The following is a 12251-nucleotide window of genomic DNA, read 5'->3' on the forward strand; positions in this document are numbered from 1 at the left end:
GCGTTCAGCCGCGGGAGGTGCGCAGGAGGGAGACGAGGTGGGCCGCCGCCGCCGAGAGGTGGCGGCGGGCCTCGCGCAGGTCGTCCTGGGTGACGCCGTGGTCGCGGGCCGCGTCCCGGACGTCGTCCCGGAAGCGGTCGAGCAGGCGCTCCAGCTCGCGCGCCGGGTCCTCCACGGGCTGCTCCGGCTCGCCCGCCCAGCCCGGCCACGGGGGGGTGGGGATGAAGCGGGAGAAGCCGCCGATCTCGTGGCTGAGGCCGTCGAGGCCCTCGCGGACCGCGCCGGGCCAGTCCCCGGCGTCGGCGCGGCTCTGCACCCGGTCGTGGATGCGCCGGGCCGCCTCCTCCACCCGGTGCCGGGCCGCCTCGCCCTCCTCGCGGGCCTCGCGCGCCTCCCGGCGGGCGCGGCGGCTCTCCTCCTTGGCCCGGCGCGCCTCGGCCGCCCAGGCCGCGCGGCCGGCCGCCGTCGCCGTGGACCCGGCCCGGGCCGCGGCGGCGGCCTCCTTGACCTCCTGGCGCAGGTCGCGGGCCGAGCCGCTGACGTCCTCCCTGATGTCGGCGGCCAGCGCCGCCAGGGAGTCCCGGATCTCCCGCTCCAGCTGGGTCAGCTCCTCCCCGCGGTCGGCCAGCTCCCGCCGGCCGCGCGGGGTGAGGGCGTACACCTTCCGGCCGCCCTCCTCGGACTGGGTGACCAGGCCCTCGGCGGCCAGCTTCGCCAGCCGGGGGTAGACCGTGCCGGCGGAGGGCGCGTACAGGCCGTGGAAGCGCTCCTCCAGCAGGCGGATCACCTCGTACCCGTGGCGGGGGGACTCGGCGAGCAGCTTGAGCAGGTAGAGGCGGAGGCGGCCGTGGCCGAAGACCGGGGGCATGTCAGACGTCCTTCCGCAGAGGGGCGGCGGCCGTGTCGTGCTCGGCGGGGGGCCGGCGCAGCAGGGCGATGCCCCCGGAGACGGTGGAGCACACGACCGCGCCGGAGCCGTCGCCCAGCGTGCCGGTGAGCTGTCGGGCGCCCCAGCCGCCCGAGGCCGACAGCTCGGCGAAGGCCGAGGAGACGGCGCCGCCCGCGGTGTTCGCCTCGACGCGGGCGTCGGCCGGCTCGGGCAGCCGCACCGCGATGTCCCCGGAGACCGTGGACAGGCGCAGGTCGGCCGCGCCCGGGCCCGGGGCCAGGTCCACCACCATGTCGCCGCTGACCGTGTCGCCCTTCAGCAGGCGGCTGCCGCCGTCGATGACCGTGAGGCTGCCGGAGACCGAGCTGAAGCGGAGCTGACCGGCCAGGGACTGGGTCTCCAGGTGCCCCGAGACCGTCTCGGCCCGCACCGCGCCGCTGAGCCCGACCAGGGTGGCGTCCCCGCTCACGCCGCGGATGGCGGTGCGCCCGGCGATCCGGCTGACGACGGCGGAGGCGCCGACCACGCCGACGTTCAGCGCGCTGGCGGCGGGCACCGACACGGAGACGACGGCGGAGCGCCGCCAGCCCTTGCGGTCCAGCCACTTGAGGAAGCCGTGCCAGGGGAGGTCGTCGTAGGCCACCGTCAGCCGGCGGCCCTTGCGGCGCACCAGCAGCGGCGGGCCGGAGACCTGGGAGATCTCGACCCGCGCGTCCGGGCCGGCCGTGCCCACGACGTTGACCGCGCCGTTGACGATCCGGACGTCCAGCTCGTCGATGGGCTCCTCGTCGAACGAGAGCGTCAGCTCGTCCTCGACGGACCACTCGGCCGTACCGGCCCTGCCGGACTTCCCGATCATGGGGACCTCCCCGGATCCACGCGCACACGGAGATATATCGTGTCTCTGGGAGACACGATATATCGCGTGCCGGGGAAGTCAAGGGTGACGTCGGCGGTCGCGACAGCCCCTCGCGACCGCCCGCGGGTCCCCGGCCTCGTCCGGTCCCCTAGCCGTCCTCGTCGTCCTCGTCGTCCTCGTCGTCCAGCCGGGCCAGCCACGTCGCCAGCCGCTCCACGGGCACCTCGAAGTCCGGGTTGAGGTCCACGAACACCCGTAGCTGGTCGGCCAGCCACTCGAGCGTGACCTCCTCCTCGCCCCGCCGCTGGGCGAGTTCCTCGATGCCTCGGTCGGTGAAGTACACGACGCGCTCCCGGTACAGAAACAGAACGGCTACAGATGGGGGATCAGGAAAAGCCCAGGATAGGCAGCCGTCCGCCACGCTCGATAACCTTCCCTCACCACGCAGCGACGGGGGGGTCGGTATGAGCTCGTCCATCACCCGGGTCAGCCTGCCGGACGGCACGCCCGTCTGGGCCCGGATCACAGGCGCCGAGCAGCTCGTGCCCCCCCAGCCGCCCGCCGGCCCCGCCGCCGGGTACACCGACACCGGCTTCGCCTCCCGCGCCGCCCGCCAGGCCGCCGCCGGAGCCACCGCCGGGATGGAGAGCCTGCGCGACCTGATCACGGGCGTCGCCGCCTCCGTCGCCGAGGGGCTGCGCGCCGCGCGGCCCGACGAGGTCAGCGTCACCTTCGGCATCGAGCTGACCGCCCGCGCCGGCAAGGTCGTCGGGATGCTCGCCGACGGCGAGGCCAAGGGTGCCCTCTCGGTCACCCTGACCTGGCACGGCGGCCCGCCCGAGGAGCTGGGGCCCTCCGCATGACCGCCCCGGCCGGCGGGGGCGCGCGGCCCGCGGGCGGCGACCCCTTCGAGACCCTGGCCGTCCTCGTCGAGCCGGCGACCGTACGCATCCACGCGGCGCCGGGCGGGTATGACGGGGGCGGACCGGTTTCGCCACCCTGGGGCAGCGGCTTCCTGGTGGCGCCGGGCTGGGTGCTCACCTGCGCCCACGTGGCACTTCGAGGGGAGACGGACGCGGAAGGAAGGCGCGAGGTGGGCGTGAGCCTGAAGGGATCCGAGCGCCCGGTCCCCGGCCGGGTCGAGTGGGCCGAGCCGTCCCGGAGCCCGGCCGGCGGCATCTGGCGCGCCCCCGACCTCGCCCTCATCCGCCTCCTGGACCCCGTCCCCCACCCCTGCGTCTGGCTCACCGAGCGCACCGCCAAGGTCTTCACCCGCGGCGAGGTCGCCTACTTCGGCGTCCTCGACACCGGCGACGGCCCCGGTTACTACAGCGGCCGGTGCACCGTCCGCGGCGAGCTGGGCAGCGACGGCCAGCTGAAGCTGGGCAACGAGGACGAGATCCCCGAGGGCGTCTCCGGCGGGCCGCTGGTCGACCTGGAGCGCGGCGAGGTCATCGGCGTGGTCAAGGCCGCCCGCACCGGCCGCGACGGCGGCCTGGCGGTCTCCGTCGTCCAGCTTCGCCGCCTGGCCGCCCGGCACGGCGGCGGCTGGGACGACTCCGCCACGGCCTCCTGCGCGAGCGACGGCCCCGCCCCGGACGTCGCCCCCGACGCCTCGGGCGACCCGGCCGAGGACAAGGCCGCCGATCTCTACCAGCGCGTCCTGCGCGGCCACGACCGGCACCACGCCGAGCGCCACCGGGACGTCACCGGCCACCCCGGGCTGACCTGGACCGACGCGCAGAGCCGCCTGGGGGCCAGCGCCGGCCGCGCCCTGACGGCCGGTCAGCGGGTGCGGCTGCTGGGCCTGCTGGCCGAGCTGCCCCCGCCCGTCTCCGCCCGCCGCCTCGACGAGATCGTCACCCGCCTGCGCGGCTGGCCCTACGAGGGCTCCCTGCCCGCCCCCCGAGGCTGGCGCGACGGCCTCGGCCTGCTCTACGACGTCTGGCAGGGCCCCGGCGAGCTGGAGGCCGTGCTGCGGTACGCCTCCCACGCCGCCACCGCCGAACGCCCCTTCCCCGCCGCGCCCGGCGCCGAGGCCGCCCTGCTGGACTGGGTCGAGACCACCGCCGCGGGCGCCGAGCTGCCCCGGCACTGGCGTGCCGAGCTGCGCGCCGAGCAGGACGCCAGAATCCGCGAACGCGAGGCAGCCGCCCGGCGCGCGCTCCTCGGGCGCGCCCCCGGCCACGACCCCGCCGCGCCCGCCGGGGACCCGCAGCCGCACGTCCTGCTGGAGCTGACCCCGCACGGCTGGGAGCGCGGCCGGTACGACTGGCGGGTGTGCGTGGCGCTGCCCTCCGGCGACATCGCCTCGCTGGACGAGGACTTCCGGGCCGTCGGCCCCGGCGAGCCGCCCGAGCGGCTGCGGGCGGCGCTGACCGAGGCGTTCCGCCGCGGCGACGAGCCCGGCGTTCCCGTCACCCTGGAGGCCGCCCTGCCCTACCGGCTGCTCGGCTTCCCCGTCGAGGAGTGGCGGCTGACCCCCGGCGGCCCGCGCCTCGGCGAGCAGCGCCCGGTCGTCGTCCGCTGCACCGACCCGGTCCCCGGCGCCGAGGACAACGACGAGCTGCGCGAGCTGCGGCTGGCCCGCTGGACCCGCGTGCACGCCGGGCGGATGGAGCCCGACATCCTCGACTGCCTGGCCGGGCGCCCCCAGTCGCTGCCGCAGCCCGCCGTCCTCATCGCCCGGCACCAGGCGGCCGTTCCCGTCCTGTGCCACACCCCGGCCACCGGCGGCGAGCCGGCCGCCCTGCACCGGGTGATGGCCAGCGGCTACAACGTCTTCCTCTGGCGCCGCGAGACCGAGGAGCGCGAGGCCGCCTGCGACGGCTTCCACAGCGGCGTGACCCGCACCGTCGCGGGGGCCGGCCACGGCGGGCGGCTGCCCGCCGAGGTGTGGCGGCTGCGGACCCGGCTCGGCGCGGGCCTGCCCGGCACCGGCTGGGCGCGGGGCCTGGCCCTGTTCTACGCGGACCCCGGCCGCGCCCTGCCCGGCGCCGACGACCCGCTGGAGACGCCGTGAGGCCGGGCGGCGCGGGCGCAGACGGGCCGGCCCTTTCCGGGCAGGCCCTTTCCGGATCCGACGACGAGGAGCATGCTGTGGCCGTGTCAGAACCCACCCCGGAGCCGGCCGCGGGCGAGTGGCTCATCTACCGCGGCGCGGGCGAGCCGCACGACGGGATCCGCGCGCTGCCGGGGCCGCCGCCCTGGCGCGACTTCGACGGCGGCCCGCTGGTGGCCCCCGGCCCCGAGGCGGACAGCGCCACCACCCGCCGCCTCGGCGCCTACCGGCACCTGGCCGAGATGCACCGGCCCAGCGCCGAGGAGCTGGAGATCATCAACGCCGCGCTCTACCTGCGCCGCCCCCTGCTGGTCACCGGCAGCCCCGGCACCGGGAAGAGCACCCTCGCCCACGCCGTGGCCCACGAGCTGGGCCTGGGCCGGGTGCTCCACTGGCCCATCGTCAGCCGCACGGCCCTGGGCGACGGCCTTTACCACTACGACGCGATCGCCCGCCTCCAGGACACGCAGATCGCCGCCGGAGGCTCCGGGGCCGCGGCCCCCGGCGGCATCGGCAGCTACCTGCGCCTGGGCCCGCTGGGCACCGCGCTGCTGCCCACCGCCCGCCCCCGCGTCCTGCTCATCGACGAGCTGGACAAGAGCGACATCGACCTGCCCAACGACCTGCTGAACGTCCTGGAGGAGGGCGAGTTCACCCTTCCGGAACTGGAGCGGATCGCCGAGCGCGAGCCCGAGGTGGAGGTCCTCACCGACGACGGCGCCAAGGTCACCGTCCGGGACGGCCGCGTCCGCTGCCACGCCTTCCCCTTCGTCGTCCTCACCAGCAATGGCGAGCGGGACTTCCCCGCCCCGCTGCTGCGCCGCTGCATCCACCTGGAGATGGACAAGCCCGACGCCGAGCGCCTCGCCACCGTGGTGCGCGCCCACCTGGGCGACGAACTCGCCCGCGTCGGGGAGGACCTGATAAACCGGTTCCTTGAGCGTTCCCGCACCGAGGAGCTGGCCACCGATCAGCTCCTGAACGCCATCTACCTCACCCATCACGCCGAGCCGCCGACCCGCGACAGACTGGCCGACATGCTCATCCAGCGCCTGGACCGCCCGAGGTAGGCCGACGATGCCAGAACCGGCCGCCAGGCCCAGCCCCGACCGCCTCGCCGCGCTGATCCGTGCCCTGCGCGGCGCCGGCCTCGACCCGGACCTGGGCAACCTCGCGGACGCGCTCTGGCTCGCCCAGTACTCGCGCCCCACGGGCGCCCCCGCCGAGCCCGGGCCCCGGCCGCTGCCCGGATCCGGGCCGGACGCCGTGCCCGGCTACCAGCCCGGCCCCGGCGACCCCGCGCGGCCCGACGTGACGGAGGAGCCGCGCGGGCCGTCCCGCCCCGGCCGCGCCCCCCGGCGCCAGGACGAGGTGGTCGGACTGCACGCCGAGACGGCCGAGATGCCCCGCGAGGCGCTGCGGGTGGGCGTTCCCGAGGCGCGCTCGCTGCCCGGCCTGCTCGAACTCGAGCGCGCGCTGCGGCCGTTACAGCGCTACCGCCCGCCCGCCGCGCCCCCCGCCCGCTCCGGCCGCTCGGCGCCCGCGCCCGCGCTGGACGAGCGCGAGACGGTGGAGCTGACGGCCCGCGCCGGGGGCCTGCTCACGCCCGCCTTCCGCGAGGACACCCGCGGCCACTCCGAGGTCCAGCTACTGATGGACGCCTCCCCGGCGATGCGGGTGTGGCAGCGGATGGTCGGCGAGCTGGCCGAGGTCTTCGCCCGGCTGGGTGCGTTCCGCGACCTGAACGTCCGCTACCTGCACGCCCTGCCCGGCGGCGAGCCCGCCGTCAGCCGCCGCTTCGACCCCGCCGAGGCGCCGCTGAACCCCGCCCTCCGCCTGGCCGACCCCACCGGGCGGCGGCTGACCGTGCTGGTCAGCGACTGCACCGGCCCGCTGTGGCGCTCCGGCGAGGCGCACCGGCTGCTGCACGCCCTGGGGCGGTACGGCCCCGTGGCCGTGGTCCAGCCCCTGCCCGGGCGGCTGTGGGCGCGCACCCGGCTGCCGGTCACGCACGGGACGCTGCTGCGGGACGAGGGGCCGGCCGGCGCGGCCAGGCCCCGGTTCGCCGCCGAGGACGGGCCCGCGCCGCCTCCGCACCCGGAGGCCGTGCCCGTTCCCGTGCTGCCGCCCACGCCCGCCGCCCTGGGCGCCTGGGCCCGGCTGCTCGCCGGCCCCGGGCCCGGCTCGGTGCCCGCCGCGGTCGGCTGGGTCCGCGCCGACCAGCCCGCCGCGCCCGCCCGCCGCGCCGCCGGGCCCCCGCCGCGCCCCGAGGCGCGGGTCTCGCGCTTCCGCGCCGCGGCCTCCCCGGCCGCCGGGCAGCTCGCCGTCTACCTGGCCGCCGCGCCGCTGTTCCTGCCGGTGATGCAGCTCGTGCAGCGCACCATGCTGCCCGACTCGGGCCCGGCCGAGCTGTCGGAGGTGCTGCTCAGCGGCCTGCTGCGGCGCGGCACCGAGGGGGGCGCGGGCGACGGCCTGTGGTACGCGTTCGCGCCCGGCGTGCACGAGGAGCTGCTGCGCCGCCTGGGCCACGACGAGGCGCTGCTCGTCCTCAAGCACTGCTCGGGGTACGTCGAGCAGCGCTTCGGCCGGTCCGGTCCCAACTTCCCCGCCCTGGCCCTGGCCCAGCTCTCCGGGGAGGCCGCCCCGGGCGCGGCGGCCGAGGCGGCGCGGGCGGACACCGGCGCGCGGCGGGTGCCGCGGCCGTTCGCCGAGGTGGCCGCCAAGGTGCTGCGCCGCTTCCTGCCCGAGCCGCCCCGGCCCGTCGCCGCCGCGGCCGGGCCCGCCGCGCACCCGCCCGCGGCGGCGGTCGAGGAGGCCAGGGCGCTGGCCTCCAGGTTCGACGCCGAGGGCAAGGTCCAGCACCAGCTCGACGCCGTGCGGCTGCTGCGGCAGGCCGCCGCGGAGCAGCGGGAGGCGGGCCGGGGCACCGACCCGGAGCTGTGGAGCGAGCTGGCCGAGCAACTGCTGCGGCTGTGGCGGGCCCAGCGCGACGGCGAGCTGCTCACCGAGGCGCGGCAGGCCGCGGACGTGGCCGCCGGGCACGTCGGCGCGCTGCCCGCGCGCATCGCGCAGGCCCGGGTGCTGCACGCCCTGGCCGGGGAGCGCCGGGACGCCGGGGACGCGCGGGGCGCGCTGGAGCTGTGGCGGCGCGCGGACCGGGAGTTCGCGGCCGTCTGCGCCACGCCGGGCCTGGAGCGGGACGCCGCGCTGGAGCTGACGCTGGAGCGGATCGAGGTGCTGGAGGAGCAGTGGCGCCTGGGCGGGGACACCGCGCTGCTCCAGGAGAGCGTGGGCATGGTGGAGGCGATGGCCGACGCCTGGCCGGCCGGGGAGCGCCGCCCCAGCGGCCTGCCGCTGGCCCACGGCCGGGCCCTGCTGCGGCTGGCGGGCACCGCCCCGGACGCCGAGCGGCTGCGGGTCTACGCCGCGCAGGCCGCCGAGTCGCTGCGCCTGGGCTGCTGGGCGCTGGACGCGGAGAACGCCCCCGCCGCGGGCCGCGCCCTGGCCCTGCTCGACCTGGCCGACGCCCTGCTGCTGACGGGGAGCGAGTGGGCACGGGCCGGTCTGGACGTCGAACGCGCCCTGCTGCTGGCCGCCGACGTGCCCGAGCTGCGGGCCGCCTGCCGGGCGCGGCTGGGGCGGCTGGCCGTGCGCTCCTTCGAGGCGGGGGGCGACCCGGAACGACTGGAGGAGGCGGCCGGCCAGTTCGAGGAGGCCGGGCGGCTGCTCTCCCGCGACGACCCGGACTACGGCGGGCTGATCGAGGAGTGGGGCCGGGCGCTGCTGCGGCGGGCGGGGCTGCGGGACGGGGCGCCGTTCATCTCCCGGGCGGTGCGGGTGCTGCGGGAGGCGCGGATGGCCACGCCCGCGGGCGACCCGCGGATGCCCGGGCGGCTGCTGCTCCTGGGCCGGGCCCTGATGGTGCGGTACCGGGAGACGGAGGAGCTGGTCGATCTGCGGGAGGCCGAGCACCTGTTCACGCTGGCCGCCCGGGACGCGCCCACGCCGCTGGCCGCGGCCCGGGCCTGGTACGAGCTGGGCGAGACGCTGCGCCGGGCCTACCGGCACCGGCTGCGGCGGGAGCTGCTGGAGCGGGCGGCGGACGCGTACCGCCGCACGGCCGCGGCGGCGCGGGACGCCGAGCCGGAGGTGACCGACCCCGAGGAGCCGGTGCGGCTGGCCGCCGCCGCGCTGCACCAGCGGGGCGTGGTCTCGCAGGAGGCCCGCCGCCCGCTGGCCGCCCGCGATGCGTACGAGGCCTCCCTCGCGCTGTGGCACAGCCTCCCGGACGGCGAGGAGTTGGGGGCGGCCACGGCGGCCCGTCTGGCGGCCCTGCGCCGCGAGCGGTAGGCCCCGGCCGGGCGTCGCGGCGTGCGCCCCCGGCGCGGGGTGGTGCTCCGGGTGCGCCGTGGTTGCTTCCGGGGCGCTTTCCGGCATGGGCCGGGGGCGGCGTTTCCCCTTTGGGCCGGGCGGGAATCCTCGACTGGCGCCGAAAGGCCGAAGAGCCGCGAGGGGAGGGGGAGATGCACGTGGGCGACGGACGGGAGCCGCTGCCGGATCTGCTCGGGTTCAGCCTGACCGAGCTGCGCGATCTGGACCATCCGGTGCTCAGCGAGGTGCTGGCCGAGTTGCGCGAGAGGGTGACGGAGCCGGCCGGCGGGGGCGGAGGCGGCGCGCCGATCGGCACTCTCATGGGTTTCAACCAGTTCGACCAGTACAACGAGAGCCCGCCCGGCAACGCCCCGAGGCTGTAAGTCACTTCAGGACCCTTTTATGTCTCTTACTGGTCAAACAATGACCGCTGTCGTTTGCGGGGCGGCGGTGCCGGAAGGCTTCCCGTCGTGGAGACGGTAGGGGGCGCGCAGCCGTTCCGGCAGTTCGTCATCAAGGTCAACAGCCGCTGCAACCTGGCCTGCCGCTACTGCTACATGTACTTCGCGGCCGACGACGGCTGGCGCCGCCAGCCCCGGGCCGCCTCCCCGGCGATGCTGGAGCAAACGGCCCGCCGCATCGCCGAGCACGCCGCGGAGCACCGCCTGCCCGCCGTCTCCGTGGTCCTGCACGGCGGCGAGCCGCTGCTCAGCGACCCGGCCGAGCTGGGGGCGTTCGTCCGCCGCGTCCGCGCGCTGCTGCCCGAGGGCTGCGCGCTGTACCCCGCCCTCCAGACCAACGGCACGCTGCTGACCGAGGAACGCCTGCTCGCCCTCGCCGCGCACGGCATCCGCGTCGGCCTCAGCCTGGACGGCGGCACCGCCGCGCACAACCGGCTGCGCGTGGACCACGCCGGGCGCCCCGCCTGGCCCGGCCTGCTGCGCGCCGCCCGCCTGCTGGGCCAGGAGCGGCACCGCGCCTCCTGGGCCGGCGTGCTGTGCGTCATCGACCCGGCCACCGACCCCGCCGAGGTCTACGCCTCCCTCCTCACGCTGAGCCCCCCGTCCGTCGACTTCCTCCTTCCGCACGGCAATTGGACGGCCCCGCCGCCCGGCCTGACCCCCGGCTCCTCCGCCACGCCCTACGGCGACTGGCTGTGCGCCGTCTTCGACGCCTGGTGGCACGCCGACCGGCGCCGCACCCGGGTGCGGCTGTTCCAGGAGTGCATCGCCCTCCTCCTCGGCCTGCCCGCCGGGACCGAGGCGCTGGGGCTCCAGCCGTTCACCGCCGTGGTCATCGAGACCGACGGCAGCATCGAGCAGGTCGACTCCCTCAAGTCGGCCTACCCCGGCGCCGCCCTCACCGGCCTGGACGTCTTCCGCAACGCCCTCGACGAGGCCCTGGACCACCCCGGCGTCGCTGCCCGCCAGGCCGGGGCCGAGGCCCTGGCCGCGGACTGCCGCGCCTGCCCCGTGCTGCACGTCTGCGGCGGCGGCCACTACGCCCACCGCTACCGCCACGGCCACGGCTTCCGCAACCGGTCCGTCTACTGCCGCGACCTGCAACGCCTCATCCACCACGTCGCCGCCGCCCTGCGCCGGGCCCGCGACCCCGAGGCGGCGGCGACGCCATGAGCGGCGCGCCGGCGGCCCCCGCCGCCCCCCTCACCGACGAGGAGGTCCGCGCTCTGGGCGGCACCGAGGGCGGCGGCGACACCCTCGCCCGCCTCGCCGCCGGGCAGCACACCCGGCGCCTGCTCCTGCTGCGCGCCCTCCTGGACGCCGTGGACGCCGCCCCCGCTGCCGGGGCCGCCCGCGACCACGCCGCCCTGCTGGAGGAGACCGAGCGCGCCGCCCCCGCCGCCGCCCGCGGCGTGCTGTTCTACTCCCTCACCGGCCCCTGGGCCGAACGCTGCCTCGCCCGCCTCGCCGGACCCCCGGGCCCCGGGCCCGGAGCCGCCCGCGACCTCGCCGGCCTCGGCGCCCTGGCCGCCGCCGCCGCGGTCCGCTCCGGCACCGGCTTCACCGCCCGCGTCCCCGTCCACGGCGGTCGTGTCACCCTGCCCACCCTCGGCGCCCTGCACTGCCCCGTACCCGACGGAACGCCCGCCGAACTCGGCGGGGAGGGCGGCCGTTTCACCGTCCGCGCCGCCGGGGCCCCGGCCGCCGAGGTAGCCCCCGAGGAGGCCGGCTGGCGCTCCCGCGACCCCCGCTGGCTGCCGCTGCGCACCCTCCCCGGCGGGCCCCGGCCCGTGCTGCTGGACGACCTCGACCCCGGCCCCTTCCGCACCGCCGCCCCCGCCGCCCTCCCGCCGGGCGAACGCGCCCGCTGGGCCCGCCTGTGGGAGGAGGCCCTGCCGCTGACCGGCCTCGGCGGCGCCGCCCGCGCCGCCGAACTCGCCCTGCTGGACTGCATCGTCCCCACCCTGCGCCCCGGCGGCGGCCACACCAGCGGCACCACCTCCACCGCCTTCGGCGCCGTGATGGCCTCCACCCCGCCCAGCGCCGCCGACCTCGCCGCCGGCCTGGCCCACGAGCTCCAGCACGCCAAGCTCACCGCCCTCGCCGCCCTCGTTCCCCTGCACACCGCCGGGCCCGAGCCCCGCCACTGGGCCCCCTGGCGGCCCGGGCCCCGGCCGTTCGACGGCCTCCTGCACGGCACTTACGCCCACCTCGCCCTGGCCGGGTTCTGGCAGCGCCTGGCCCTGGCCCTGCCCGACCCCACCGCCCGGGACGCCGCCTGGGCCGCCCACGCCCGCTGCTGGACCCAGGTCGGCGCCGTCCTGCCGGCGCTGCGCGAGGCGCGCGCCCTCACCGACGCCGGGCGGCTGTTCACCGGCGCCATGGCCGAACGCCACGAGCGGCTGCGCGCCCCCGCGCCCCCCTCCGGGCACCTGATCCGCGCCGCCGCCTACGTCGAGACCGCGCGCACCCTGTGGCTGCGCCAGCACGGCAGGTAGCGCGCATACCTGTCGGACCCGAGGTGTATGTTTCCTGCCAGGGGGACATCTGACGGGCCATCGGCCCGCCGGTCGCCCGCCAGCGGAAGCGGAGAGGTACCAGGGAGCACGA

At 77.9% G+C, this 12251-nt stretch carries 10 protein-coding genes; 7 read left to right on the forward strand and 3 right to left on the reverse strand.

Going from position 1 to position 12251, the window contains the following annotated elements; genetic code table 11:
• Positions 1–4: 4 nt before the first annotated feature.
• The 3 genes from RM780_RS15220 to RM780_RS15230 all read right to left on the reverse strand — a co-directional run bounded on the left by RM780_RS15220 (position 5) and on the right by RM780_RS15230 (position 2091).
• Positions 5–868 (reverse strand): PadR family transcriptional regulator, encoded by an 864-nt coding sequence (locus tag RM780_RS15220; RefSeq protein ID WP_311631247.1) that lies wholly within the window; start codon positions 866–868, stop codon positions 5–7.
• Between the two features lies 1 nt (position 869).
• Complete coding sequence (locus RM780_RS15225) at positions 870–1748, reverse strand: DUF4097 family beta strand repeat-containing protein (protein WP_311631248.1); 879 nt, start codon at positions 1746–1748, stop codon at positions 870–872.
• 148 nt (positions 1749–1896) lie between these two features.
• Positions 1897–2091, reverse strand: a complete 195-nt coding sequence (locus RM780_RS15230) for a DUF6104 family protein (RefSeq protein ID WP_311631249.1) — start codon at positions 2089–2091, stop codon at positions 1897–1899.
• Between the two features lie 121 nt (positions 2092–2212).
• Between RM780_RS15230 and RM780_RS15235 the strand changes: the two genes are divergently transcribed.
• The 7 genes from RM780_RS15235 (at position 2213) to RM780_RS15265 (ending at position 12139) form a co-directional block, all read left to right on the forward strand.
• Positions 2213–2611, forward strand: a complete 399-nt coding sequence (locus tag RM780_RS15235; RefSeq protein WP_394812982.1) for a CU044_2847 family protein — start codon at positions 2213–2215, stop codon at positions 2609–2611.
• On the forward strand, positions 2608–4770 hold the full coding sequence (locus tag RM780_RS15240; RefSeq protein WP_311631250.1) for a VMAP-C domain-containing protein: 2163 nt from the start codon (positions 2608–2610) through the stop codon (positions 4768–4770). The genes RM780_RS15235 and RM780_RS15240 overlap by 4 nt, the downstream gene beginning before the upstream one ends.
• Before the next feature lie 83 nt (positions 4771–4853).
• Positions 4854–5879, forward strand: coding sequence for an AAA family ATPase (locus RM780_RS15245; protein ID WP_394812983.1), 1026 nt, complete (start codon positions 4854–4856; stop codon positions 5877–5879).
• A 7-nt stretch (positions 5880–5886) separates the two neighbouring features.
• The gene (locus RM780_RS15250) at positions 5887–9159 is read left to right on the forward strand and encodes an SAV_2336 N-terminal domain-related protein (RefSeq protein WP_311631252.1); all 3273 of its coding nucleotides are present in this window, start codon (positions 5887–5889) and stop codon (positions 9157–9159) included.
• Between the two features lie 179 nt (positions 9160–9338).
• Positions 9339–9563, forward strand: a complete 225-nt coding sequence (locus RM780_RS15255; RefSeq protein ID WP_311631253.1) for a hypothetical protein — start codon at positions 9339–9341, stop codon at positions 9561–9563.
• 87 nt (positions 9564–9650) lie between these two features.
• Positions 9651–10814: an FxsB family cyclophane-forming radical SAM/SPASM peptide maturase gene (locus RM780_RS15260; protein WP_311631254.1), complete on the forward strand. Its 1164-nt coding sequence runs from the start codon at positions 9651–9653 to the stop codon at positions 10812–10814.
• On the forward strand, positions 10811–12139 hold the full coding sequence (locus tag RM780_RS15265) for an aKG-HExxH-type peptide beta-hydroxylase (RefSeq protein ID WP_311631255.1): 1329 nt from the start codon (positions 10811–10813) through the stop codon (positions 12137–12139). Before RM780_RS15260 ends, RM780_RS15265 begins: the two co-directional genes overlap by 4 nt.
• Positions 12140–12251 lie beyond the last annotated feature (112 nt).

It is taken from the genome of Streptomyces boetiae (assembly GCF_031845405.1).
GTDB lineage: Bacteria > Actinomycetota > Actinomycetes > Streptomycetales > Streptomycetaceae > Streptomyces > Streptomyces boetiae.